We start from the raw sequence: 24,892 nt of genomic DNA, 5'->3' as shown, positions 1-24,892 counted from the left end.
GCCGGAAGCGAGGGTGAACACCTACACCCTCGCGGATCGCCAGCCCATCCATTCGCGCAGGCGAGGCGCGAGGCGTTTTGTCGATGCTTCGAGGACGACTGCTGCGGCCAGCGACATGCCGAACATCGGCATCGCCAGGGCCAGCATCATGACCAGCGCGACCAGCGCCCACGAATGGCGCAGCGGTGCCAGGGTGCGCGGGGCGCCCAGCTTGCCGGCTGGGCGGCGCCGCCACCACAGGACGACGCTGGATACGCATAGGAGCACAAGGCCCAGCAGCACCGCAAGGTTGACCAACTGGTTGGCCAGCCCCGCCCAGGCGCCTTCGTGGACGGCGACGCCGTAGCCGACCGCGCGGTCTATCCAGTGGCGGTCCGCGAAGCGCTGGATGCCGATGAGGGTGCCGTCGGCGGCGATCTCGGCGCTGTCGCGGCGTGGGCGGTTTTCGGCCTGGCTGCGGACCTGCCACGGTGCGCCCGGTGCGGTCTGGGGGCTGACCTCTACGGGAGCGGCGAAATTCAGGGTCTCGGCCCTCGCGATAACGGCGTCCAGAGCGGCGGGGGGCGGGGCCATGTGGTGCATGGTCATGCCGTGGTGCTCGGCGTGCTCGGACATCATGGCGCGCATTCCGGCGTCGGCTTTCGCGCGGGTGAGGGTTTCGGCGGCGCTCCCGGCGGACCAGTCCTGCCTGCCTGCCGCCGTGCCGGTTATGGTGCGGACCTGGCGCAGGTAATCGCCCCAGGCATTGGCCCAGGGCAGACCCGAGGCGATCAGGAACAGGGCGCCCAGCGTGATCCACAGGCCGGTTACGGCGTGGATGTCGCGCCAGAACAGGGCGGGGCCTCGCCTCAGACGCGGGTAAAGGGTGCCGGCGAGGCCGCTTCCTCCGCGCGGCCACCACAGGAACAGGCCGGTCAGGAGCATGACGATGGTCCAGCATGCCGCTGTCTCGACCAGCGCCGAGCCTCGGTCTCCGGCCAGCAGTTCGCCGTGGAGGCGGAAGACCACGCGCATCAGGCGGTCTTCCTCCGCTGCCTGATGCAGCACGGCACCGGTCTGCGGGTGGACCCAGACGCGAAATTCTTCGCTGCCCTTGCCGACCAGCACCTCTACCGCGTCGGCCGGGTTTTCGGGCAGTACGTATTTGTGGAGCACCGATCCCGGCACCGCCGCCGCCGCGCGGGCGGCCACGGTATCGGGGGAGAGCAGGGGCGCCGCCCCCACCGCGACGCCGCGGTAAGGGGCGTAAAGCGCGGCTTCGATCTGCGGCTTGAACAGGTAGAGGCCGCCCGTCACCGAAAGCCACAGGACGAAGGGCACGCAAAGCAGCCCGGCGTAGAAATGCCAGCGCCAGACGGCGCGATACCAGCGTTCGGTGCGCGGTTCTGCAACGCTCACAGCTTCCACCCCGCTTCGAGCAGGAAGCTGCGCTGGGGGTAGGGATGGTACACCCAGGCGCGGTCGTTGGTGATGTTGTCCACCCCGGCGCTGACGCGAAGGGCCGGCGTCACGTCCCAGCTGATCCGCGCGTCCAGTGCGAACAGTTCGGAGGTGTAGCCATAGGTGTCGCCGCGCTGGAGGCCGAAGAGGTCGGTGTTGGGGCGGCTGGCATAGCGCACGCCGATGGAGACCAGCACCGGATCGGCCACGCGGTAACGCATATTGCCGTTGATGCGCCAGCGCGGGATGCGCGGGAACTGCACGCCCTCGGCGGCGGGGGCGGCGTCGTTTCGCAGGGTTACCGAATCGATCCAGGCAAGGTTGGCGTCCACGTCGAGGCCGGGGATCGCCACGTCGCGGGCCTCTGCGATCAGTTCGAGGCCGTACTGGCGGGTGCGGTCGATGTTCTTGTAGCTGGAGGTCGTCACCCCGTTCTGGTTGAAGCCGGTGAACGAGAAGATCGTGTTCTTCACCCGCTGCCAGAACGCCGACGCGGTCAGCTTCACCGGGCCGAAATCGTGGGCGAGCAGCAGGTTCGCGTCGGTCGAGCGTTCGGGCTTCAGCGCGGGGTCGAAGCTGTCACGGTTGAAGCTGCCGTCGCCGTTGAGGCTGCCCTGGAACAGTTCGCCCACGGTGGGGAAGCGGGTGGCCTGGGCAAGGCTGAGCTGTACGCGGGTATCGGCATCGATCGCCCAGTCAAGCGAGGCTTTGGGCTGGAAACCGCCTGCATGGCGGCTGGCGTAGCTGTTGGTGACTGCCGATCCTGTGGTGCCCAGACGCGCAAGGCCGCCGTCGAAGGCGCGCCAGTCTTCGTAGCGGGCCCCCAGTGTCAGCGTTACCGGATCGAATGGCACGCGCAGTTCGGCCCAGCCTGCGAGGGTGCGGGTCTTGCCGAAGGTGCGGGTGCTGAAGGCCTTGCCGCTGTCGCTGCGCCAGTCGGTCAGGGCGTAGTTGGTGAGGTCGGTGCGGTAGAGGTTGGCGCTGGCGCCGCCGGCCAGTTCGATGCCGCCCAGCTGCGCCGTCAGCCCCAGTTCGCCGGTGTACCAGTACGTCGGCCCCTGCCGTGCCAGCGTGCCCGCGCCGTTTGCCGCGCCGGCATCGTAGCCCTTCGATGTGAAACCGTCCGAGCGCAGGATCTGGTAGGTAGAGACATTGGCTTGTACCGCCACATCATCGGACAGGGGTGCGGAGACTTTGAGGCCCGCCAGCAGTTCGTCGCGCACCGTGCGGGACCAGTTGGCGCCGCTGGCGGTGTATTTCTGCCCGCCGATGGAGACGAGGCCGTCGCATACCGTGTTGCCGCCCGCGCCGCGCAAATAGCAGTCAGGCGCCGTCTGGCTGTCGAGGTTGTGCCAGTAGGCGAGCAGGAATTCGCCGGTCACCCCCGAAGCGCCGTCGTAGCCGAGGCGCAGCTTGGCCTGGTCCTGGGTGATCCGCGCGGGGCTTTGCGCGGCGAAGATCGGGCTGGCGGCAGTGCCCGGTGCGCCGGTTATCGCCTGCTGCGGGTCGATCACCGTTACCGGCACGGCGGCGGCGGTGCTGGCCGAACGGGTCAGGCCCTGAAACATCTGCGGGTGGCCGGTATTGCGAAAATGCCGCCCCGAAACCCGCAGCGACCACGGGCCATCCTTTTGCCGGAAACCGAAACCGGCCTCGGCGGAATAGCCCCGGTACGTGTCATGCGTGCCGTACTGGTCGTAAGGCTGGGCCATGCCCTGCACGGTGGCGAAAGCCTCGGTCCTTTCGGGCGAGCGGGTGGTGATGTTGACCACGCCGCCCATCGAATTGCCCGCATACCGGGCGGAGTACGGCCCGTAGACCACGTCGAACTGCTCCACCTCGCCGGGGCCGACGACGCCCCACTTGGGGGCATAAGCGAAGGAATTGCCGAGGAAGTTGGACACGGTGAACCCGTCCACCATCACCAGCGTCCGGGCGCTCTGGGTGGAGTGGGTGCCGCGAAAGCCCGGCACGCCGTTGGAATCGCCGGCATAGCGGGTGCGCACGAAGAAGTCGGGCGCGTACTTCATCAGGTCCTCGACGTTGCGGGCGTTGACGCCGGCGAACTGTTCGTCCCCCAGGCTGACCGAAAGGCCGCGCGCGTCGAGGCTGATATCGCGGTCACGCTGGCCGACGACGAGGATGGTGTTCGCGGGGGCCTCGTCCGCCTCGGCGGCATTGGCGAGGACGGGGAGCAGGGCGAGCGGAGCCGCGCCGAGCGCGAGCATGATACGAAACATGGCGGAAAATTCACCTGAACGGCCCGGTCGCGCTCTGGGGTCAGGCGCGCGGGCGAAGCATTGGAGCCGCAGCGCGGGAGGGCTGCGGCATGGCTACGGCGTCAGGTGAAGCGGGGCGGGGCCTGGCTGGGCGGCCGGATGCGCGCTGCCTTGGCGGGCAGGGCCAGCGGCGCGCGCACGATCGCGGCGACGAAGACGAAGGCCAGCGCGGCCAGGATCAGCGGGGCAAGGTCCGCCCCCGTCATGGCGGCGGCCAGCGGCGCGAAGGCGCAGGGGTGGTCGGCGGTGGTGGCGGTGTGATCCTGCTGCGAGCCCTTCTTGGGGATCGTGATCGTCACCGTGCTGCCGGCGGGCATCGTGCCTGAACAGAGCGCGACGATCAGGCCGGTGTCAGGCGCGGCGGGCATGTAACCGGCGGGGATCAGGGCTTTGAGCAGCAACGCCGCCGCCAGCAGCATCGCTGCAAGCGCCGGGCGGTCCCGGAAGAAGTGCCTGATTTTGCCCACGGCTGCGCCTTTAGCGGGTTGGGTCCGGGATGTCACTTGAGAAGGAAGGGGGCGGGGAAGACCTTGAAGCCGTCGCTCCAGGTCTTCCCCGCCTGGCTCTACCAGCCCACGACGGACTTCACTTCCAGATATTCATGGAAGCCCAGCTCGCCCCATTCGCGTCCGTTGCCGGAGCGTTTGTAGCCGCCGAAGGGGGCGTTGAAATCGAACCCGCCGTTCACCCAGATCGCTCCGGTGCGCATCCGGCGCGAGACGGCGCGGCAGGTGTCGACGTCCTCGCCCGAGACATAGCCGCCCAGGCCGAAGTGCGAATCGTTGGCGATGGCCACGGCATGGTCGAGATCGTCGTAGCCGATGATGACGAGGACCGGGCCGAAGATCTCTTCGCGGGCGATGACCATGTCGTTGGTGCCCACGAACACGGTGGGCTTCACGTACCAGCCCTTGTCCAGCCCTTCGGGGCGGCCGGGGCCACCGGCGACCAGTTCCGCGCCTTCGGCGGCGCCTTTCTCGATGTACTGCTGGATGATGTTGTACTGGCTCTTGGAGACGACCGGGCCCATCGCGAAGTTGCCGGTGGGATCGCCCACGGTGACGCCGTTAGCGGCTTCGGCGGCGATCTTCTTCACTTCGGCCATGCGCGAGGCAGGCACCAGCAGGCGTGAACCGGCGGAGCAGGTCTGGCCCGAGTTGCCCATCATGCCCGCCGTCGCACCGGCCACATTGGCGGGGAGCGAGGCATCGTCAAGGACGATCCAGGCCGATTTGCCGCCCAGTTCCAGGCCCACGCGCTTCACGGTGTCGGCGGCGTCCTTGGTGATCTGCACGCCGACCGGCTCGGAGCCGGTGAACGAGATCATGTCGACGTCCTCATGCTTTGAGAGCGCCGCGCCGATCACCGAGCCCTGGCCCTGGATCATGTTGAACACGCCCGCGGGCACGCCTGCGGCATGGATCATCTCGGCCAGGATCTGGGCCGAGTAGGGAGCAAGCTGCGGGGGCTTGAGGATCATCGTGCACCCGGCGGCGAGCGCGGGGAAGATCTTCACGCAGGTCTGGTTCATCGGCCAGTTCCACGGCGTGATGAGGCCGCACACGCCGATCGGTTCCTTGCGGATCATCGTCGGGCCGCGCTGCTCCTCGAATTTGAAGGCGCGCAGCACTTCGATCGCGGTGCCGAGGTGGCCCTTGCCGAGCAGGGTGTGAAAGCCGTTGGCGAGCGCGGTGGGTGCGCCCATCTCGATCATGATCGCCTCGCCCAGTTCGGCTTCGCGGCGGATATATTCGGCCTGGATGGCTTCGAGCAGGTCGAGCCGGTCCTTGACGCTGGTTTCGCCATAGCTGGCGAAGGCGCGGCGGGCGGCGGCCACGGCCTTGTCGACATCGGCGGGGGAGCCGAGCGAGATTTCGCCGGATACTTCCTCGGTGGCCGGGTTGATGACCTCGGCGGTCCTGGGGGTGATCGGCGCGGTCCATTGGCCGTCGATGTAGAACTGCGTGTAGCGGCGCATTGTGCTCTCTCCCTATCCCTCCCCGAGCTTTTGCCCGGGGAGGGGGACCACGTTTCTTACTGCGTGCCTTCGGCGTACCAGGTGCGGAACTCGCTATAGTTCGGCATTTCTTCCGAGTTCGCCGCCGGGTCGATCGGTACATGGATGACGGTGCAGCCGCCGCGCTCGTAAGCGCGCGCGATGGCCGGGCCGATGTCCTCCGCCTTCTCGACATATTCGCCCGCCGCGCCGAAGCCTTCCGCGATCTTGTCGAAGCGGACCTTGTCGGACCAGTGTACGCCGGTCTCCTTGGTGCCGTGGCCGAAGGTACGCTTGTAGACGCCCACTTCGAGGCCCCACTGGAAGTCGACGCCGACCACGCAGACCAGCGGCAGGTTCCGGCGCACCGCGACTTCGAGTTCCCCCACATGGAACAGGAACGAGGAGTCCGAGGTCAGCAGCATACCCGGACGGACCTTGCCGGTCGCGGCCTGGTCGGCAAGCATGGCGCCGGTGGCATAGGGCAGGCCGGTGCCGATGTGGCCGTAGTTCTGGTTCCAGATCACGTCGAGCGGCTTGGCCTGCGAATAGGTCCACTGGAAGATCACCGTGGCGCCGCCGTCGCGGATCAGGATGCCGTCCCTGGGGAAGGCCTTGGTCGCTTCGGTGACGAACTGGCTGGTGTGCATCTTCGAGGTGGAACCGTCGGGCTTGGAAGCGGCGTCCTCGGCCAGTTCCTCAAGCTGCTGGGCATCGCGCTGGATATATTCCGACAGCGCGGCCGAAGCCCCCCGAGGCGTGTCTTTCAGCGCGCGGACAAGCTGCGGCACCACGGCGCGCACGTCGCCTACCAGCGGCACGTCGATGGGGCGGTTGACGCCGATCGCGGTGGGGTCCTGTTGGACGTAGATCCACTTGCGATTGGCTTCGTTGTCCACCCAGTGGCGCCAGCGGCCATAGTGGCTGGGTTCGCCCAGTTCGGTGGCCAGCGCCACGCAGCAATCGCTTTCGACCACCGCGTCGATCGAGGCTTCGGAGAAGCCGTAAGGGAAAGTGCGGTCCTCAAGCCCTGCGATGAACGATGTGCCGCCCGAGGTCTGGACCACGGGGCACTGCATCAGGTCTGCCAGTTCCTTCACCGCCGCGCCCGCCTTGGCGGTGTAGACGCCGTGGCCGACCAGCAGCACCGGGTTCTTGGCGTTGCGGATGATCTCGGCGGCTTCGGCGATGCGGTCGCCATCGGCGCCCTGCATGGTCAGGCGGTAGCGGTGCGGCGGCAGTACCGGCGGCAGGTCGAGTTCTTCGAGAATGATGTGCGAGGGGAACTCGATATAGGCCGGTCCCGGCGTGCCCGACATGGCGATGCGGATCGCCTCGCGGACGATCTCGTCGGTCTGGTCGGCATATTCGATGGAGCTGGAGAACTTCACCGAATCCTCGATCATCGGCTCCTGCCGCACGAACTGGATACGGCCCCGGCGCACGCGGCGCTCGGTGATGCGGGCGCGCTGGCCGCCGATGAAGATGACGGGGTCGTTCTCCACCTTGGCGCACTGGATCGCGGGCATCATGTTCGCCATGCCCGGGCCCAACGTGCCGATGCACAGGGCGGGCTTGCCGGTGATACGCGCGGCGGCGGCGGCCATGTGGCCGGCGGACGCTTCATGGTGCGGCGACACGACGGTCCAGCCGCGCGTCTCTGCCTCAAGGAAGAGGTGGACGAAGTTGGGGTCGGGAATGCCGAACAGCGTCCTGATGCCCTCGGCCTCGAACAGGTCGAGCATGCGCTTGAACACGGGCGTACCCTTCGACGCCTTCACCGGCGCCTCCGCTTGGGGCTGGTCGTCGTACATCGTGGTTGCCTTTCTTCCGATCCGTTATCGTTGCCGTGCGTTTTTCATGGGAGATCGGGTGTGCCGATCACGCTCCCAGGGTTCGGCTTGAACAGGTGGTTAGCCCAAGCCTTTCGATGCTGTCAGTTGAAATCAACACCGCTGTTCACTTCGACTCGCTGACTATCGCCGGGGCGACGCTTTCGAGTTCGGACAGCACTGCTTCGTTGTCCTGGCCCAGCGTGGGCGCGGGCCCGCGCACTCGTCCGGGGGTGGCGGAGAACCAGGTCGGCACGCCGGGAAAGCGCACCGGGCCCTGCGCCGTTTCGATTTCCTCGAAGAAGCCGATGGCGTTCAGGTGCTCGTTGTCGAACAGCTCGTCAGTGGTCTGCAAGCGCGCGCAGGGGATGTGCAGCGCGCGCAGCGTGTCCAGCCAGTCCTGCGTGGTGCGGGTGAGGAACGTCTCGCCCAGCAGTGCATAGACGCGGCCGATCTGTTTCGCCCGCTGGGCCAGCGTGGCGAATTCCGGGCTGGCCCAGGGCGGGTTCACGGCGGCCATGAAGGCGTCCCAGTGCTTGTCGTTATAGACCAGCGCGGCGACGTATCCGTCCTGCGTCTTGTAGGGGCGGCGGTTGGGTTCGACCGCGCGGTGATAGTGGGCGGGCGTCGTCGGCGGCGAGAACATCGCGCCATTGGCGTGCTCCACCAGCATGAACGAGGACATCGCCTCGAACATGGTGACTTCCACTTCCTGCCCTTCTCCCCGGTCGCGGCCGCCGGTGCGTTCGCGGTGGAACAGCGCCATCATCGTGGCGTAAAGCGCGTGGAGGCCGGCCACCTTGTCGGCCATGATCGTGGCGACATAGCCGGGCTCGCCGTTCATCAGGCCCTGGACGTGGGGGATGCCGCATTCGGCCTGGATGGTGTCGTCGTAGGCGGGCTTGTCCCCGTCCGGTCCGCGCCGGGAATAGCCGTAGCAGTTGGTGTAGACGATCTGCGGGTTGATCGCCTTCACCGCCGCATAATCGAAGCCGAGCTTGGCGATCGCCCGCCCCCGCATCGAGTGGATGAAGACATCGGCGGTGGCGATCAGGCGGCGCAGCGTCTCGCGGTCGTCCGCCTGCCGCAGGTCCAGCATCAGCCCGCGTTTGCCCCGGTTCACGTTGACGTAGATGCCGCCCATGCCGGGCACAGGGCCGGTGGTGATCCAGCGGGTGTTGTCGCCCGCGGGCGGCTCCACCTTGATGACCTCGGCGCCCATGTCGGCCATGATCTGCGTGGCATATGGCCCGAAGACCACGCTGGTGAGGTCGATCACGCGGACCCCCGCAAGCGGGCCTTGCGCCGCCTTGTCTGGCTTTTCGGACATGCGGCTCTCCCTTGTTCTGGGGATGAGGCTTACCGGAAGGGAGGATGGGAATCCATGCCCATTTTGGTTCATTGATCCGATATCGGAACAACGCCGTTGTCTCCATGCTGCTGCGCTGCTACTTCTCGCCCGGCGCCGGACAGCGGCGGAACATGGGAAGAAGGGCCGAAACCCAGTGGATTTTGCACTTAGCCAGGACCAGCAGGATATCCGCGAAGCGGTCCTGAAGCACTGTTCGCAGTTCCCTGACGACTACTGGCTGGAAAAGGATCGCAGCGGCGAATTCCCGGCCGAGTTCCATATGTCGATGGCGCAGGCCGGCTGGCTGGGCGTCGCCATGCCCGAATCGGTGGGCGGCGCGGGCCTTGGCATCACCGAGGCGGCGGTGATGATGCAGGCGGTGGCCGAAAGCGGCGGCGGCATGACGGCGGCCTCCGCGATCCACGGCCCGGTCTTCGGGCTTGAACCTGTCACCCTGTTCGGCACCCCGGAACAGCAGCAGCGCATGATCCCGCCGATCCTTTCGGGCGAGGAAAAGATGTGCTTCGCGGTGACCGAGCCGAACACCGGCCTCGACACCACCAGCCTCAAGACCCGCGCTGACAAGGTGCCCGGCGGCTACCGCGTCAACGGCGAGAAGATCTGGATCACCAATGCCCACGTCGCCGACCGGATGCTGCTGATCGCCCGCACCACGGCGCTGGAGGACGTGAAGAAGAAGACCGACGGCCTGACGCTGTTCTACACCAGGCTCGACCGCGCCCATATCGAGCATCAGCTGATCCCCAAGATGGGCCGCCACGCGGTGGGATCGAACATGCTGTTCATCACCGACCTGTTCATCCCCGAGGAAGACCGCATCGGCGCCGAGGGGCAGGGCTTCAAGATCCTGCTCCAGGGCCTCAACCCCGAACGAGTCCTGCTGGGCGCGGAGGCGACCGGGCTGGGGCGCGTGGCGATCAGGAAGGCGTCGAAGTATGCGCAGGAGCGCGTCGTCTTCGGGCGGCCGATCGGGCAGAACCAGGGTATCCAGCACCCGCTCGCCAAGGCGTGGATGCAGGTGGAGGCGGCCAGCCTCATGGTGTTCAAGGCGGCGACGATGTTCGACAAGGGGCTCGACTGCGGGGTAGAGGCGAATACCGCCAAGTACCTTGCCGCCGAGGCCGGTTTCGAAGCCTGCCAGACGGCGGTTATGTCGATGGGCGGCATGGGCTATGCCCAGGAATACCACGTCGAGCGTTACCTGCGCGAAGTGATGATCCCGCGCATCGCGCCGGTCAGCCCGCACCAGATCATGAACTACATCGCGGAGAGGGTTTTGGAGCTGCCGAGGTCGTATTGATTGACGCGCATCAGCGTGTCCGGCCACCGTGGCATTGAAACGCGCCGTCATCCTGAACCTGGTTCAGGATCCATTTCGCCGTGCACATGGCGGGTTGATCGGCGGGATGGACCCTGAAACAAGTTCAGGGTGACGAAAAAAGGCGTGGGACGGGACCAGGTTCCGATACCAGCGTAACATGAAAAAGAGGACCATATGCCCTTTACCCACCAGCCCGCCACGGCCCGTTCCTGGCTGTTCGCCCCCGGCGACAGCGAGAAGAAGATGACCAAGGCGATGGAAGGCGAGGCCGACATTGTCCTCATCGACCTGGAGGACGCCGTCGCCCCCGATGCGAAGGCCGCCGCGCGCCCCATGGTGCATGATTTCATCAAGGCCAATCCCGCGCAGCGCGCCCGCCTGTGGGTACGCGTCAACCCGCTGGACGGGCCGCACACCCTGCTGGACCTTGCCGCCGTGATGCCCGCGCACCCCGGCGGCATCATGCTGCCCAAGGTCTATGGCCGCGCCGATGTGGAGAAGCTGGACCACTGCCTGTCCGCGCTGGAAGTGGCGAACGGGATCGAGGAAGGTTCCACCCCGGTCATCGTGCTCATCACCGAAACCGCCGAAGCCATGTTCCACACCGGCAGCTACAAGGGCGCGCCGCGCGTCACGGCGCTGACCTGGGGAGCGGAAGACCTTGCCGATTCGATCGGCGCATCGTCCAACCGCAATGCCGACGGTTCCTATTCCTTCACCTACGAACTGGCCCGCAGCCTCACCGTGCTGGGCGCGGCGACGGCGGGGGTCACCGCGATCGAGACGATCAGCGCCGACTACAAGGACCTCGAAGCCCTGCGCGCGCGGGCCGAGAAGGTGCGCCGCGATGGCTACCGGGGGATGATGGCCATCCACCCGGCGCAGGTGCCGGTGATAAACGCCGCCTTCACCCCCACCGAAGCGGAGATCGCCGAGGCGCAGGAAGTCGTCGACGTGTTCGCCGCCAACCCCGGCGTCGGTGCCATCGGCTGGAAGGGCGGCATGCTGGATCGGCCCTATCTGGCGCGGGCCGAACGCCTGCTGCGCCAGGCGGGCAAGCTGTGAGGCTGTGACACTGTGAAGCAGGCCGCCCACCGCCAAATAACCCGTCACCCTGAACTCGTTTCAGGGTCCATCGTGCTGCAAGCGCGGTGCCTTGGAGGCCGCGCTCGCAGCGCCGCGCTATGGCACAGGCCATCGGCCAATCTGGCGGGATGGAGCCTGAAACAAGTTCAGGGTGACGACGGCGGGAAGGCGCGGGCGTCATGAATTACACTACGCCAGAGGCGTTGGACCTCACCCGCTACCTCAGGCCCTGCGACCACATCGTGTTCGGTCAGGCCTGCGGCGAACCCACCGTGCTGGTCGAGGCGCTGATCGCGCAAGGGGCGGGCATCGGCGGCCTTCACGCTTTCATCGCCACCAGTTTTTCCGGCCTGTTCACGCCGGAGAGCGCAGGCGCGTTCCGGCTCTCCTCGATGGGCGCGATCGGGGCGCTGCGGGTCATGGCCAGAGCCCATCTTCTCGACGTGATCCCGGTCCACGTCAGCCAGGTCGCGCCGCTGATTACGGCCGGGGTGATGCGCTGCGACGTGGCGATGATCCAGGTCAGCCCGGCGGACGCGCAGGGCAACCACTCCTGCGGGTTGATCTCGGACTACGTGCGCGCCGCCGTGGACAAGGCCCGCGTGGTGATAGCCGAGGTCAACGACCAGGTTCCCTACGTGCCGGGCGAACTGATCCCCGCCAGCGCCATCGACGTGGCGGTCCAGGTCAGCCGTGCTCCGGTGGAAGTCGTGCCGGCGAAGATCGGACCTGTCGACGAGGCGATCGCCCGGCTCTGCGCGCAGTTCATCGGCGATGGCTGCGTCATCCAGACCGGCGTGGGCGCGGTGCCCGATGCGATCCTGCGTCTGCTGCACGACCGCCGCGACCTTGGCGTCCATTCCGGGATGCTGGGCGACGGGCTGGTCGACCTTGCCGAAGCGGGCGTGCTGACCAATGCCCGCAAGGAAATCGACGCGGGCGTATCGGTGAACGGCGCCCTGATCGGCACGCGGCGGCTTTACGACTGGGCGCACCGCAATGCCGCGATCCGCATGACACCCACCAGCTATACCCACGATGCAGGCGTGCTGGGGCAGCTTTCGCGGCTGGTCACGATCAATTCCGCGCTGGAAGTGGACCTTGGCGGGCAGGCCAATGCCGAGCAATCGGGAGCGTCCTACATGGGCGGGACCGGCGGGCAGGTGGACTTCGTGCGGGCCGGTGCGCGCTCTCCGGGCGGGGCTTCGCTGATGGTGCTGGCCTCTACCGCGAAGGGGGGGACGGTCAGCAAGATCGTGCCGATGCTTTCCGGCCCGGTCACCAGCGCGCGCAGCGAAGTGGACGTGGTGGTCACCGAATTCGGCGCCGCGCAGCTGAAGGGGCAGACTTTGGCGACGCGCGCCCGGCGGCTCGTCTGCGTGGCGCACCCGGATTTTCGCGAGGGTCTGGAACGGGCGGCTTTCGAGATCACGCGCAGAGGGTTTTGACTATGAACGACGCCGTCCTGTTCGATGCCCGCGAAGACGGCATTGCCGTCATCACCCTCAACCGCCCCGAACAGCGCAATGCCCTGACCGCCGAAGTGCGCGAGGGCCTGCGTGCTGCATGGGCGCGCTTCGAGGCCGACGATGCCTTGCGCATCGCCATCCTCACCGGCAGCGGCGACAAGGCGTTCTGCGCGGGCGGAGACCTCAAGGAGATGGTCGAAACCGGCATGGCGGTGCCCCCGCGCGATATGTATGCGCTGCCTTACGACACCATCGAGCTGTCCAAGCCGACCATCGCGGCGGTGAACGGGGTGGCCTTCGCGGGCGGCTGGATGATCGCGCAGGCCTGCGATCTGTGCGTGGCCTCCACGGCGGCGAAGTTCGCGATCACCGAGGTCAAGGTGGGGCGCGGCAGTCCCTGGGCGGCGCCGCTGATCCACATGATCGGGCAGCGCATCTTCATGGAGATCGTGCTGACCGGCAAGCCGATCGACGCGGCCCGCGCTTATGAGATCGGCCTCGTCAACCGCCTTGCCCAGCCGGGCGCGGTGCTGGATGCGGCGATCGAACTGGCGCGCGAGGTGCTGGAAGGCGCGCCGCTGTCGGTCAAGGCCGCGCGCGAGACGGTGATGCTCTCCACCGAGATGGGCCGCAGCGCCGCGCTGGCGGCGGCGCGCAGCGCGCATGAGCATACGTATAATTCGCAGGATGCGCAGGAAGGCCCGCGCGCTTTCGCCGAGAAGCGCAGGCCGGTGTGGAGCGGCCGATAAACAGGAGCCGATAAACAGGGGCCAATAAACAGCCTTGGGCCGTTCGCGGTCGGTGATACCTTGCCCGGGATGGTTTGACGTGGGGGCTGTGTTGGCGCCAATGCCGCATCGGCGCGAAGCGTTTTGCTTCGCCAAGCCGGACCTTCGACAGAAAGCCCCTGACACGATGCCGCAAGATCCGATGGTCCAGCTCGCCCTTTTCACCCAGGCCGTCGAGGCGCTGGGCGGGCAACGGGTGACGGCCCGGACGCTGGGCGTCGACGAGCGGGACCTGCGCGCCCGGCTTTCCGGCGAGGAGGATCTGGACACCGGCATCCTGCGCGACATCGCCAAGGCGCTGATCGACCACGCCGACCGCTGCCGCAAGATCGAGCGCAAGCTGTCGCCCGCGTTTTCCGAAAACCTCACCGCCATTCAGGCCGAGCGGTTCGGGAACCCGGGCTGACCTGCTCCTCGCCATTCAGGGTGACGATGTGGGATGTTAGGTGTTCAGTGTTGGGTGGCCGGATCATTCGGCAAAGCCCAATGTCGATCCGGCCGCGCCCTCAGTTCACCGTTTCTTTCGCCTCGAACGCCACGCCCGGCAGGTCGGGCGATTTGCGCCAGTCGGCCAGCATGTCGCGCCAGGCGTCCCAGCCGGGCAGATAGCCCTTGAACAGGGCCCACTTCAGTTCCTTGTCGCCTTCGTTGTTGAAGTAGCTGGGCGTGCAGCCCTGCTGGAATTCCGACATGTCGATTTCGTTCGCGCGGCAGTGCGCCACGTAACCGGCGACGCCTTCGGCCGTGGCGGTGAACTTGTCCGCGCCGCGCCGCACGGTCTCGCCGATCATGAAGGCGATGTGCTCTGCCTGACGGCCGAACTGCTCGGTCGTGCTCGAATTGGTCGCGCCCTGGATGTAGCCCATGTAGAACATGCCGGGGAACTTGTCGGTCGTCACGCCGTGCAGGGTGCTGGGGCCATTGGTCCAGTGATCGTAGATCGACAGACCGCCTTCGCCCTCCACCGTATCGATGCCCCAGCGCCGCTTGAGGTCCGAGGTGACTTCGAAGCCCGAGGCGAAGATCATCAGGTCGACTTCGTATTCCACGCCGTCGGCGATGAAGCCCTTTTCGGTCATCCGCTCAACGCCCTGCGTCGGTGACACGTCGATCACCTTGACGTTGGGCTGGTTGAAGGTGGGATAATAGTCGTTGTTCGACAGTGGCCGCTTGCACATGAAGCGGAACCACGGCTTCAGCACTTCGGCGGTGGCGCCGTCCTCGACCAGATCGTCGACGCGGCGGCGCAGGCGTTCCATCACCTGGAAGTCCACCACTTCGCGCCGGGCCATGAAATCGGCCATGTCCATCTCGGGGAAATTCTTGAAGAAGTCGTCCGCCTCAAGCTCGACATGGAGGTTGCGGCTGATTTCTGTCCAGATGTCGCAGATCAGATCCGGTTCGCCCGGCAGGAAGAACTGCTGCGCGCCGCGGTGGAAATTGGCCATGCGCTCCTGCTGCCAGCCGGGTTGCAGCGCGGCGGCCCAGTCGGGATCGGTGGGCGGATTGGGCCGCTCGTCGATGTTCGAAGGGGTGCGCTGCAGCACGTAGAGCTGCTTGGCATACTTGCCCAGAAAGGGCACCGCCTGGACCGAAGTGGCCCCGGTGCCGACGATGGCGACGCGCTTGTCCTTCAGCTTTTCCAGTTCGGGCGCGGTCCACGAACCGCCGGTATAGTCATGCTCCCAGCGGCTGGTGTGGAACATCTTGCCCTTGAAATCGTGGATGCCGGGGATGCCGGGCAGCTTGGGCATGTTCATCACGCCGCCCGCCATGACCACGAAACGCACGCGCAGATCGTCGCCCCGGCTGGTCTTCACATGCCAGCGCTTGATCCCCTCGTCCCAGGTGATGCTTTCGACCAGGGTGTGGAACAGGGCCTTGTCGGCAAGGTCGAAGTCGGTCGCCATCTTCTGGCAGTAGGCCTGGATTTCCCAGCCGTCCGAGAACTTCTTGCTGGGCATGAAGCCCGTTTCTTCCAGCAGCGGCAGGTAACAGTAGGCGTCGTTGTCGCACTGCACGCCGGGGTAGCGGTTCCAGTACCACACGCCGCCGAAGCCGCCTGCGTGGTCGATGTTGCGCACCTTGGTGACGCCCTGCTGGCGCAGGTGATAGCCCGCCAGGATGCCGGAAAAGCCCGCGCCCAGGATCGCCACGTCAAGGTCCTCGACCAGCGGCTCGCGCTCGGTCACCGGAGTGAAGGGATCGTGTGCGTAGTTGTCCGAGAAATCGCCGGTGGGGCGCACGTACTGCTCTCCGCCTTCGCGGCGCAGGCGCTTGTCACGCTCTGCGAGGTATCTGGCCTTCAGTGCCGGGATGTCGAGTTCCTCGGGCGCGGGCACATTGGTTTTCTGGCAGATCATTCCGGTCCCACTTCGTTGTCGTGCGGGCAGGCCCTTGGCGCGGGTGCCCTATATCCGCGATGTGGCTTTGCTCCTTTTAGTTGTCAACAGTGTTGCCTATTAAGGCCTCGGAACGCGCCATGGCGAAGCTGTAGCCGATGTGCTCGACGTGGCCGTGGAGGCCGAAGTCGAGGACCTGCGGGTTGTCCGGGCCCTTGTCGTGGAAGGCCGGGCTGGCGGCGGCGACGTCCTCGATCGACCATTGCGGGCGGTAGACCCCGCGCGTTTCCGCCACGAAGGCGCGCGAGATGCGGCCCGCCATCGAGGCGATCATCTCGCCAGTGACCGGGCAGCTTTCATGCGCCAGCCAGCCGACCACCGGGGCGACGAGTTCCGGTCCCATCGGCGGATACTGCGAGATGTCGATGCCTTCCGCCATGCGGGTGACGGCGCCCGGCACGATGGTGTTGCACTTGACGCCGAACGCCTCGCCTTCCAGCGCGGCGATGTTGTTCAGGCCCAGCATTCCGGCCTTCGACATGCCGTAGTTCACGCAGTTTTCGTTGCCGTAGATGCCGCCGACCGAGCTGGTCAGGACGATGCGGCCATAGCCCGCGTCGCACATCGGGCCGAACGCGGCCTGGACGACATGGAAGGCCCCCATCAGGTGTACGTCGACCACGCTGCGAAAGTCGTCGTAGGAGACATCGCGGATCGAACCGTAGCGCACGTTGCCGGCGTTGTGGATCAGCACGTCGATGCGGCCCCAGGTGTCCAGCGCGGCCTGAACGATGGCGCGTCCGCCCTCGGGCGTGGCGACGCTATCGGCATTGGCGATCGCCTCGCCGCCCGCCGCGACGATCTCGTCGACCAGATTTTGCGCCACGCTTGTATCCGGTCCATCGCCCCGGATCGCGCCGCCAAGGTCATTGACGACCACCTTGCAGCCGCGCTGCGCCAGCAGCAGCGCATAGGCCCGGCCAAGGCCGCGCCCGCCGCCGGTGACCACCGCGACGCGGCCGTCGAAACGCAGGTCGGCGTCCTGGGAGGGATGGCTCATGGCAAAATGTCCTCTCGTGCGGCGCGGTCCTGCGCGGCGGAAACGGCTGCGTCTCGCGTGTCGCGTTCCCGGCGCGTGGCCTGCTGAATTGGGTATCGGTCTGTTGCACGAGTATCCGCACGCATTCCCGCTTGGCAACGGCGGGTCCGTCGCCGGGGCGATGCTGCATGCATGGCCGGCGCCGGGGGCGGCACTCGCGTTGCGCGGCGCTGTGCCGGGCTATACCACTCGGCCAAAGACTCGGCTCAATGCCGGGGGAGAGGGATGTATACATGCTCGAGGCAGCCGGCCGTAACCGCAATGCTCTGGCCGCCACGCCGGGAGAGGGCTGGGCGCTGCACCGCATGACCCCCGCCAGCCGTCTCAACGGCGCCAACGGCATCCGTACCGGCGCGGACGGGCGCATCTACGTGGCGCAGGTGGCGGGCAGCAAGGTGAGCGCGGTGAATGTCGATACCGGCCTGATCGAGACGATTTCGCCCAATGGCGGCGGCATCGTCGGGCCGGACGATCTCGCCTTCGACGAGGCGGGCAACCTCTACTGCACCGAGATCACCGAAGGCCGCGTCTCGATGATGACGCCGGGGGGCGAATACCGCGTGATCCATGGCGACATGCCCGTGGCCAACCCGATCACCTATCACCAGGGCAGGCTGATCGCGGGCGAACTGCGCCTTGGCGGGCGGATCATGGAACTGGACCGCGACGGCGGCGCCCCGCGCGTCATCTACGAAGGTGTGCCGATGGCCAATGCCTTCGAGGTGGGCCCCGATGGCAAGCTCTATTTCCCCGCGCAGGGCGCCAACGAAATCTGGCGCATCGGCCTTGATGGCGGAGAGCCGGAAGTGGTGGCGAAAGACCTTGGCGTGCCCGATTCGGTCAAGTTCCACCCCGACGGCTATATCGTCTCGACCCAGGTCTATTCCGGGCAGGTGCTGAAGATCGACCCGCGCACCGGCGCGAAGTCGATCCTGGCGGATATCGGGCCGGGGCTGGATAACGTCGCCTTCGTGAACGGGCGCACGTTCGTCAGCCACATCAACGGTTCGATCACCGAGATCGTCGAGGCGGGCCGGACGAAGCCGCTGGTCGAAAAGGGCCTGCAATGGCCGCTGGGCCTTGCGGTGGATGAGGCGGGCCATGTCCTCGTGGCGGACGGCGGGTTCTCGTACCTGCTGCGGCCGGGCGAGGCGCTGCAACTGGCGGGGATGCTGTTTTCGCCCGGCTTCCCCGGCTGGATCCGCGACGTGGCAGCAAGCGGGCCGGATGAGTGGATCGTCACCACCGCCAATGGCGACGTGGCCCGGTGGCGGCCCGCTGCGGGCGAAAGCACGGTGCTGGCAAGCGGCTATGCGCGGCTCATGGGCGTGGCGGTCGGCCCGGGCGGCGATGCGGTTTTCGCCGAGTTCGACACCGGCAAGGTCTTTGCCATCGAGGGCAGGGCTAAAGGCGGCGGCGCGGGGAGCGGCAACGTCGTGGAGCTGGCCTCGGGGCTGGACCGGCCGATGGGCGTGGCGGTGGCGGGGGACGGCACCGTCTTCGTTGCGGAAAGCGGCGCGGGGCGCGTGGTCAAGCTGGTCGGCGGACGCAGGGAAACCGTCCTCGACGGTCTTGCCCGGCCGGAAGGCATCGCGATTGCCGGGGGCACGCTGTTCGTCGCCGATCCGGGCGCCAACGCCGTCATCGCCAGCGACCTTGCCGGCGGCGCGCGCGAGACGGTTGCCAGCGGGCTGCCCATCGGCGGGGCGGCGGGCGCGCAGATGGCGCAGCTGGGCGGCGTGGGCGACATGTGCGGACCGATGAACACCTTCAACGGCATCGCCGCCGCGCCGGACGGCACCCTTTACCTTTCCGCCGATGCCGAGGGCAGCGTGCTTGCCCTGCGCCGGCTCTGACCCGGGGGCCCAGCCATATGCCTTATAGACCGTTTGAGAATGGGCATTGCCCATTCTGCCGCACCAGGCCGCTCCCCGGTTTTTCAGGAAGCGCCCCGACATGACCGGCTTCGACTGCATAGGCGAGGCGCCCCACCTCGACCTGCGGCATGGCGGCTGAGATGCACGCACCCACGCCGTCCACCGCCCGCGAGGAGTGGCGCCGAAACCCCCTGCTGCCGGTGGCGGCGGGGCTGGGCTATGCCACCAGCGTCATCCACATCTACGGCATCGGCCCGTTCTACGGCCCCGTGGCCGCGCAGTTCGGGTGGAGCCGCACCGAGGTTACCTTCGGCCTCACCATCGCCACGCTGGTGCAGGCGGTGGGCGGCGTGTTTATCGGTCTTGCCGTCGACCGCTTCGGCCCGCGCCGGTTCGGGGTGGCGGGGCTGGTGCTGCTGGGGCTTGCCTTCGCGGCGCTGGGCAGCACGGACGGTTCGCTGCTGAACTGGTATCTGCTCTGGGGCCTGATCGCGCTGGCGGCGCTGCCGGTGCAGGCTTCGGTATGGACAAGCGCGGTCGCCTCGCGCTTCACCGCCGCGCGCGGGATGGCTTTCGCGGTGACGCTGTGCGGGGCCTCCATCGCGGCGGGCGTGTTCCCGCCGATGGCCACCGCGCTGATCGGTGCGCTGGGCTGGCGCGCCGCCTTCCCGGTGCAGGCGGCGATCTGGCTGGCGATCGCCTTCCCGGTGATCTTCGTGTTCTTCCACGGCCGCTACGATACCGGCCGGCGCCAGAAGACCGAGGACCGGGGCACGAAACCCGCCGACCTGCCCGGCGCCAGCTTGCGCGAAGGGCTGACTTCCAGCGTCTACCACCGCCTGTTCATCGCCAGCCTGCTGTTCACTTTCACCATCATCGCGCTGGTGGTCCACTTCACCGCGATCCTGGGAGACAGCGGCGCCAGCCCGATGGCGGCGGCGGGGATCGCCTCGTTCATCGGCTGGTTCTCGCTTGCCGGGCGGCTGGGGACGGGGATGCTGCTGGACCGGATGCCCGCGTCGCTGGTGGGCGCGGCGGTGTTCCTGCTGCCGGTGCTGGGCTGCCTGCTGCTTCTGCTGGGAGGCGGATCGTTCGCCGCGATGGCGGGAGCCTCGGCGCTGATCGGGCTGACATTGGGGGCGGAGATCGACGTCGTCGTCTACCTTCTCACCCGCCATTTCGGCCTGCGCCAATTCGGCGGGCTTTATGGCGGGCTGCTTGCGGCGCTTTCGATCGGCACCGCGCTGGGCCCGCTCGCCGCCGCGCAGGTCTTCGACCGGACCGGCAGCTATTCGGGGTTCCTGTGGCTTGCGCTTGGCTTCATGGCGGCCAGCAGCATCGCCATCGGCAGCCTGCCGAGAGGGCGCGCGGCCTTTGCCGCGCATTGACGAAAGCCGCTCCAGCGATTTGCCCCTGCGTGCCGATAATGAGATAACCGACGCAAATCGGTATAAAGATGTGAGGATGATCATGGGCGAAATTGGCAAGATCGTGCAGGCGCCGGAAGATCTGGTCGCGCCGGTCAACGTGCCCCCCGAAGCCTACACTTCCCCCGAATATGCCCGGGCCGAGCGGGACCGGCTGTGGCGCAAGGTGTGGCTGCAGGCCGGGCGGATGGAGGATATCGAGCAGGTCGGCGCCTACATCACGTTCGACATCCTCGACGATTCGGTGATCGTGGTCCGGTCCTCGGCGGATGAGATTCGCGCTTTCCACAATGTCTGCCCGCACCGGGGCCGCAAGCTGGTGGACACCCCGCCGGGCCAGCGCAACGCCCATGCCAGCCGCCCGAACTTCATCTGCGGTTACCACGGCTGGACCTTCGACCTCGAAGGCACCAACACGTATATCGAGCATCAGGACGACTGGCAGGGCCACTTGTGCGGCGGGCTTGCCGATCTGGGCAAGGTGAGGGTGGAAAGCTGGGGCGGCTGGATCTGGATCACCCTCGATCCCGAAGCCATGCCTCTGGCTGAATACCTGCACCCGGCCGCCGGGATGCTGGACCCCTACGGCCTTGAGAAAATGCGCCCGCGCTGGCGCAAATGGGTGGTGTTCGACTGCAACTGGAAGGTCGCGATGGAGGCTTTCTGCGAAACCTACCACGTTTCCACCACTCACCCCGAATTCATGGAATTCGGCCAGTTCCGGGGCTGGGCAAGGAACCAGGGCCTGCACTCCAACATCGGCTACGACGCGGCCAAGGGGCAGGAGGAGGACTCCGGCAAGCTGCGGCTGGGCGCCGGCGAAGACCCGCGCCTGACCACGGCGGACATGCAGAACTTCACCTGGCAAAACGCCAATACCAACACCACCACCACGCTGGTGGCGGTGGCGAACCGGCTGAAGGACGAACTGCCCGAAGGCACGCCGCCCGCCGAAGTTTCCGCCTACTGGATCAGCACGGCGCGCCGGGAAGATGCCGAACGCGGCGTGGAATGGGCGCAGGTAGACCCGCAGCACACGGCGAAGGCCGGGACGGCATGGCAGATCTTCCCAAACTTCCAGATCGGCCACGCGGTCAACAACATGCTGTGCTATCAGGCGCGGCCCTACAAGGGCGACCCGGACAAGTGCATCTTCGAAGCGGCGGTCTACGAACTCTACCCCGAGGGTGAGGCGCCCCGGACCGAATGGGAATATACCGAACCTGCCGACTGGCCGCCGGTGCTGCAGCAGGATTTCACCAACATGGCCGCCGTCCAGCAGGGCATGAAGAACGTGGGTTTCCGGGGCGCGCAGCCCAATCCCTACATGGAACGCTCGGTCGCCTCGCTGCACATGAACCTGGCGAAGTTCATGGGGACGGGCGGGCCGAAGACGTATTGACTGCGACACCGCCGGCTATCCGGCGGTGCGATCAAAGCCGGGGCGCTTCAGGAAGGCTTGATCTTCAGCAGCGCCAGCCCGAACCCGATGAAGATCGCGCCGGTCACGCGGTTGAACGCCTGCTTGATCGCCGGGCGGCTGAGGTAACGCGATAGCGAGCGCCCGCCCGATGCGTAGACGCCGTACCAGAATGTTTCCACCACCGCGAAAGAGCCGACCAGAATCGCGAACTGCGGCGCCTTGGGCAGGGCGGGGTCGATGAACTGGGGGAAGAAGGCCGCCGCGAACAGGATCAGCTTGGGGTTGCTGATGCCGATGGTAAAGCCGCCGCGAAACAGCGCCGCGCCCGATACCGCGACCGGCAGCGGCGCATCGCCGACGTCCAGCGGTGTCACCTTGCTGCGCCACGCCTTGATGCCCAGGAACACCAGATATCCGACGCCTGCATAGCGCAGCACCTCGAAGGCGCCGGGCAGGGCCAGCAGCAGCGTGGTCAGCCCCGCCGCCGAAGCCGCCAGCACCAGCACGATCGCGCTAAGGCATCCGGCCATGGCGATGACGCTGCGCTTCATCCCCATCTCGACGCTGCGCGACAGGATGTGGAGCATGTTGGGGCCGGGGGTGCCCGAAAGCAGGAACACGGCGGCGACGAACAGCCACCAGGTATGAAGGGTCATTCGGTTTTCCAAAAAAATGAAACCCGCTCCTGCCGGGGGAGGAGAGGGTTTTCCTACATCGCCGGCGCCTGCTACTTTCGCGCCCGCTCTTTTCCATCGTCGATCCATCCACCGCCCGGCCCCTTACATGAAGGGCGCCGCGCGCATGTACTTCATCAACCAAACCCGGCCATCAACTAAACTACTTTCCTTCGGCTATCAGCTTGAGCGCGGCCGGGCTGGTCCAGTCGTTGCCACCGGTATAGCGCCATACTTCCTTGCCCTTGGCGTCGAACAGCACCGTGACCGGCAGGTTGCCGCCATACTGGAAGCCAAGGTCGCCCTGCTCGTCGACCCAGGGCTGGATCTGCTCCAGTTCGCGGCGGCGCAGGATTTCCACCACCTTGTCGGTCTGGCCCATGTCCTGCGAGATCGGCAGGACGGTGACGCCCAGTTCCGGCTCGCGGGCGATCAGCTTGGCCAGCGTGGGCATTTCCGCGATGCACGGCGCGCACCACGTCGCCCACAGGTTGATGAGCAGCGGCTTGCCCTTGAACGAGGCAAGGTCGAGGCTTTCGCCGGTATTGTCGACCAGCGACACCGTCGGCATCGCCTCGCCCTTGTGCGAACGGTCGAGCTTGTCGGCCTTGGCAGGGGTCTGCGCGGCATCGGCGGGCTGCGCGCCTTGCGAAGCCTGCGGTTGCGCCTGCTTGTCGCTTTGCCTATCGCATCCAGCGATCATGAGGGCCGATGCCCCGGCAAGCGAACACAGGACGAGCGACTTGAGCGATTTGGATGAGGGCAAGGCTGGCTCCAATGCCCAGTCGGGCAACAAGATGTGGGGCGGACGGTTCGCGGAAGGACCGTCGGCGATCATGCGCGAGATAAACGCCTCGATTCCCTTCGACAAGGCATTGTGGCGTCAGGATATCGCGGCAAGCAAGGCGCACGTCGCTATGCTGGGCGCCTGCGGGGTTGTTTCGGGCGAAGATGCGGTGACCATCCGCGACGGTCTGGACGCGGTTGCCGCCGAATACGAAGCCAATGGCGTGCCCGAGGACTGGGACCTCGAAGACATCCACATGACCACCGAATCGCGCCTTGCGCAGTTGATCGGCCCGGTCGCCGGGCGCCTGCACACCGCCCGTTCGCGCAACGACCAGGTGGCGACCGACTTCCGCCTCTGGGTGCGCGACGCGATGGACCAGGCGCAGTCGGGGCTGGAGGCGCTGCAGGTCGCGCTGGTGACCCGCGCAGGGGAACATGCCGGCTCGATCATGCCCGGCTTCACTCACCTCCAGACCGCGCAGCCGGTCACGCTGGGCCACCACCTGATGGCCTATTACGAGATGATCGGCCGCGACCGTTCGCGCTTTGCCGATGCCCGAAAGCGCATGAACCGCAGCCCGCTGGGCGCGGCGGCCCTGGCCGGCACCGGCTTTCCGATCGACCGGCTGATGACCGCGCAGGCGCTGGGCTTCGACGGGCCGACCGACAACAGCCTCGATTCGGTATCCGACCGCGATTTCGCCCTCGATTACCTGATGGCGGCCACCCAGTGCGCGCTGCACCTGTCGCGCCTCGCCGAAGAATTCATCATCTGGGCCAGCCAGCCCTTCGGTTTCGTCACGCTGCCCGATGCGCTGTCTACCGGCAGCTCGATCATGCCGCAGAAGAAGAACCCCGACGCGGCCGAACTGGTGCGGGGCCATTCGGGGCGCATCTCGGGCTGCCTGATGGCGCTGATGATGACGATGAAGGGCCTGCCGCTCGCCTATTCGAAGGACATGCAGGACGACAAGCCGCCGGTCTTCGAAGCCGCCGGCCTGCTTGCCCTGTCGATCGCGGCGATGACCGGCATGGTCGCCGAGACGAAGTTCCGTACCGAACGGATGCTCGCAGCCGCCGAACTGGGCTTCGCCACCGCCACCGACCTGGCCGACTGGCTCGTTCGTCAGGCCGACATTCCCTTCCGCGAGGCGCACCACATCACCGGCGCCGCGGTCAAGCTGGCCGAGAGCCGGGGCACGGCGCTGGACAAGTTGCCGCTGGAAGACCTCAAGGCCATCGACAGCCGCATCGACGAACGCGTATTCAAGGCGCTCTCGGTCGAGGCTTCGGTCGCCGCGCGCAAATCGCACGGCGGCACCGCGCCCGAGCAGGTGCGCCTGCGCGTGGCGGATGCCCGCGATGCGCTCGGTCTGGAGTAAGTGTTGATGCGTAAGGTCGCGGTTATTCTGATGCTGGCGGCGCTTGCTGCCTGCGGGCAGCGTTCGGCGCTGGGGCTCAGACCGGGCCAGCAGTTGCCGCCCGCGCCTTACGGCCGTGCGGACCGCCCGGCTGCGGCCGAACTGCTGAAACTGCCCACGCAGGCCATTCCAGAGCGCAGCGTTGAACTACGTACCCGTTCCGAGCAGCGCGAAGACGATCCTTTCGATCTTCCGCCGCCGGAATCGCCGCAACCCGAAGCCGCCAAGCCCGAATCAGCCAAGCCTCAATAAGGCCA

20 protein-coding genes are annotated in these 24,892 nt (G+C 66.9%); 10 read left to right on the top strand and 10 right to left on the bottom strand.

Going from position 1 to position 24,892, the window contains the following annotated elements:
* Nucleotides 1-21: 21 nt before the first annotated feature.
* The 6 genes from V474_RS12965 to V474_RS12940 form a co-directional block, all read right to left on the bottom strand.
* On the bottom strand, nt 22-1,398 hold the full coding sequence (locus tag V474_RS12965) for a PepSY-associated TM helix domain-containing protein (RefSeq protein ID WP_059151880.1): 1,377 nt from the start codon (nt 1,396-1,398) through the stop codon (nt 22-24).
* Nucleotides 1,395-3,680 (bottom strand): TonB-dependent receptor, encoded by a 2,286-nt coding sequence (locus tag V474_RS12960; protein WP_059151879.1) that lies wholly within the window; start codon nt 3,678-3,680, stop codon nt 1,395-1,397. Before V474_RS12960 ends, V474_RS12965 begins: the two co-directional genes overlap by 4 nt.
* A gap of 101 nt (nt 3,681-3,781) precedes the next feature.
* Nucleotides 3,782-4,186, bottom strand: coding sequence for a hypothetical protein (locus tag V474_RS12955; RefSeq protein WP_059151878.1), 405 nt, complete (start codon nt 4,184-4,186; stop codon nt 3,782-3,784).
* Nucleotides 4,187-4,284: 98 nt separating this feature from the next.
* A complete protein-coding gene (locus V474_RS12950; protein ID WP_059151877.1) occupies nt 4,285-5,697 on the bottom strand; it encodes an aldehyde dehydrogenase family protein in 1,413 nt (470 codons plus the stop codon).
* Between the two features lie 56 nt (nt 5,698-5,753).
* Nucleotides 5,754-7,529 (bottom strand): thiamine pyrophosphate-binding protein, encoded by a 1,776-nt coding sequence (locus V474_RS12945; protein WP_059151876.1) that lies wholly within the window; start codon nt 7,527-7,529, stop codon nt 5,754-5,756.
* Between the two features lie 145 nt (nt 7,530-7,674).
* The gene (locus V474_RS12940; RefSeq protein ID WP_059151875.1) at nt 7,675-8,877 is read right to left on the bottom strand and encodes a CaiB/BaiF CoA transferase family protein; all 1,203 of its coding nucleotides are present in this window, start codon (nt 8,875-8,877) and stop codon (nt 7,675-7,677) included.
* 175 nt (nt 8,878-9,052) lie between these two features.
* Between V474_RS12940 and V474_RS12935 the strand changes: the two genes are divergently transcribed.
* From V474_RS12935 to V474_RS12915, 5 genes are all read left to right on the top strand, one after another.
* A complete protein-coding gene (locus V474_RS12935) occupies nt 9,053-10,219 on the top strand; it encodes an acyl-CoA dehydrogenase family protein (RefSeq protein ID WP_059151874.1) in 1,167 nt (388 codons plus the stop codon).
* A gap of 195 nt (nt 10,220-10,414) precedes the next feature.
* A complete protein-coding gene (locus V474_RS12930) occupies nt 10,415-11,305 on the top strand; it encodes an HpcH/HpaI aldolase/citrate lyase family protein (protein ID WP_059151873.1) in 891 nt (296 codons plus the stop codon).
* Nucleotides 11,306-11,505: 200 nt separating this feature from the next.
* A complete protein-coding gene (locus V474_RS12925) occupies nt 11,506-12,774 on the top strand; it encodes an acetyl-CoA hydrolase/transferase family protein (protein ID WP_059151872.1) in 1,269 nt (422 codons plus the stop codon).
* Between the two features lie 2 nt (nt 12,775-12,776).
* On the top strand, nt 12,777-13,544 hold the full coding sequence (locus V474_RS12920; protein ID WP_059151871.1) for an enoyl-CoA hydratase/isomerase family protein: 768 nt from the start codon (nt 12,777-12,779) through the stop codon (nt 13,542-13,544).
* Nucleotides 13,545-13,710: 166 nt separating this feature from the next.
* Nucleotides 13,711-13,989: a hypothetical protein gene (locus V474_RS12915; protein ID WP_236711248.1), complete on the top strand. Its 279-nt coding sequence runs from the start codon at nt 13,711-13,713 to the stop codon at nt 13,987-13,989.
* Nucleotides 13,990-14,089: 100 nt separating this feature from the next.
* On the opposite strand, the gene V474_RS12910 is transcribed toward V474_RS12915, so the two are convergent.
* Both V474_RS12910 and V474_RS12905 read right to left on the bottom strand, forming a co-directional pair.
* Complete coding sequence (locus V474_RS12910; RefSeq protein WP_059151870.1) at nt 14,090-15,946, bottom strand: flavin-containing monooxygenase; 1,857 nt, start codon at nt 15,944-15,946, stop codon at nt 14,090-14,092.
* Between the two features lie 76 nt (nt 15,947-16,022).
* Entirely contained in the window at nt 16,023-16,985 is a 963-nt protein-coding gene (locus V474_RS12905) for an SDR family NAD(P)-dependent oxidoreductase (RefSeq protein ID WP_059151869.1), read from the bottom strand.
* 272 nt (nt 16,986-17,257) lie between these two features.
* Here V474_RS12905 and V474_RS12900 point away from each other — a divergent pair, with 272 nt between their 5' ends.
* From V474_RS12900 to V474_RS12890, 3 genes are all read left to right on the top strand, one after another.
* On the top strand, nt 17,258-18,880 hold the full coding sequence (locus tag V474_RS12900) for an NHL repeat-containing protein (protein WP_059151868.1): 1,623 nt from the start codon (nt 17,258-17,260) through the stop codon (nt 18,878-18,880).
* Between the two features lie 149 nt (nt 18,881-19,029).
* On the top strand, nt 19,030-20,289 hold the full coding sequence (locus V474_RS12895) for an MFS transporter (protein ID WP_236711246.1): 1,260 nt from the start codon (nt 19,030-19,032) through the stop codon (nt 20,287-20,289).
* 82 nt (nt 20,290-20,371) lie between these two features.
* A complete protein-coding gene (locus V474_RS12890; protein ID WP_059152141.1) occupies nt 20,372-21,730 on the top strand; it encodes an aromatic ring-hydroxylating oxygenase subunit alpha in 1,359 nt (452 codons plus the stop codon).
* A 47-nt stretch (nt 21,731-21,777) separates the two neighbouring features.
* Here V474_RS12890 and V474_RS12885 read toward each other — a convergent pair whose 3' ends face one another.
* Both V474_RS12885 and V474_RS12880 read right to left on the bottom strand, forming a co-directional pair.
* The gene (locus tag V474_RS12885; protein WP_059151867.1) at nt 21,778-22,407 is read right to left on the bottom strand and encodes a LysE family translocator; all 630 of its coding nucleotides are present in this window, start codon (nt 22,405-22,407) and stop codon (nt 21,778-21,780) included.
* A gap of 181 nt (nt 22,408-22,588) precedes the next feature.
* The gene (locus V474_RS12880; RefSeq protein ID WP_236711238.1) at nt 22,589-23,128 is read right to left on the bottom strand and encodes a TlpA family protein disulfide reductase; all 540 of its coding nucleotides are present in this window, start codon (nt 23,126-23,128) and stop codon (nt 22,589-22,591) included.
* Nucleotides 23,129-23,222: 94 nt separating this feature from the next.
* Here V474_RS12880 and argH point away from each other — a divergent pair, with 94 nt between their 5' ends.
* The gene (gene argH / locus V474_RS12875; protein WP_059151865.1) at nt 23,223-24,596 is read left to right on the top strand and encodes an argininosuccinate lyase; all 1,374 of its coding nucleotides are present in this window, start codon (nt 23,223-23,225) and stop codon (nt 24,594-24,596) included.
* A gap of 6 nt (nt 24,597-24,602) precedes the next feature.
* Nucleotides 24,603-24,887 carry a hypothetical protein gene (locus V474_RS12870; protein WP_059151864.1) on the top strand — a complete coding sequence of 95 codons (285 nt, stop codon included), beginning with the start codon at nt 24,603-24,605 and terminating at the stop codon, nt 24,885-24,887.
* The last annotated feature ends 5 nt before the right edge of the window (nt 24,888-24,892 follow it).

Origin of the sequence: Novosphingobium barchaimii LL02 (genome assembly GCF_001046635.1) — a bacterium.
GTDB classification, from domain to species: domain Bacteria; phylum Pseudomonadota; class Alphaproteobacteria; order Sphingomonadales; family Sphingomonadaceae; genus Novosphingobium; species Novosphingobium barchaimii.
The sequence above is the reverse complement of the archived record's forward strand: the minus strand, read 5'-3'. Positions and strand labels throughout refer to the sequence as shown.

Coding starts and splice junctions, on each gene's coding strand:
- V474_RS12930 (WP_059151873.1), top strand. CDS start 10,415: ATGCCCTTTACCCACCAGCCCGCCACGGCCCGTTCCTGGCTGTTCGCC.
- V474_RS12940 (WP_059151875.1), bottom strand. CDS start 8,877: ATGTCCGAAAAGCCAGACAAGGCGGCGCAAGGCCCGCTTGCGGGGGTC.
- V474_RS12890 (WP_059152141.1), top strand. CDS start 20,372: ATGGGCGAAATTGGCAAGATCGTGCAGGCGCCGGAAGATCTGGTCGCG.
- argH (WP_059151865.1), top strand. CDS start 23,223: ATGTGGGGCGGACGGTTCGCGGAAGGACCGTCGGCGATCATGCGCGAG.
- V474_RS12960 (WP_059151879.1), bottom strand. CDS start 3,680: ATGTTTCGTATCATGCTCGCGCTCGGCGCGGCTCCGCTCGCCCTGCTC.
- V474_RS12885 (WP_059151867.1), bottom strand. CDS start 22,407: ATGACCCTTCATACCTGGTGGCTGTTCGTCGCCGCCGTGTTCCTGCTT.
- V474_RS12920 (WP_059151871.1), top strand. CDS start 12,777: ATGAACGACGCCGTCCTGTTCGATGCCCGCGAAGACGGCATTGCCGTC.
- V474_RS12910 (WP_059151870.1), bottom strand. CDS start 15,946: ATGATCTGCCAGAAAACCAATGTGCCCGCGCCCGAGGAACTCGACATC.
- V474_RS12945 (WP_059151876.1), bottom strand. CDS start 7,529: ATGTACGACGACCAGCCCCAAGCGGAGGCGCCGGTGAAGGCGTCGAAG.
- V474_RS12900 (WP_059151868.1), top strand. CDS start 17,258: ATGCTCGAGGCAGCCGGCCGTAACCGCAATGCTCTGGCCGCCACGCCG.
- V474_RS12915 (WP_236711248.1), top strand. CDS start 13,711: ATGCCGCAAGATCCGATGGTCCAGCTCGCCCTTTTCACCCAGGCCGTC.
- V474_RS12950 (WP_059151877.1), bottom strand. CDS start 5,697: ATGCGCCGCTACACGCAGTTCTACATCGACGGCCAATGGACCGCGCCG.
- V474_RS12925 (WP_059151872.1), top strand. CDS start 11,506: ATGAATTACACTACGCCAGAGGCGTTGGACCTCACCCGCTACCTCAGG.
- V474_RS12895 (WP_236711246.1), top strand. CDS start 19,030: ATGGCGGCTGAGATGCACGCACCCACGCCGTCCACCGCCCGCGAGGAG.
- V474_RS12905 (WP_059151869.1), bottom strand. CDS start 16,985: ATGAGCCATCCCTCCCAGGACGCCGACCTGCGTTTCGACGGCCGCGTC.
- V474_RS12870 (WP_059151864.1), top strand. CDS start 24,603: ATGCGTAAGGTCGCGGTTATTCTGATGCTGGCGGCGCTTGCTGCCTGC.
- V474_RS12880 (WP_236711238.1), bottom strand. CDS start 23,128: ATGATCGCTGGATGCGATAGGCAAAGCGACAAGCAGGCGCAACCGCAG.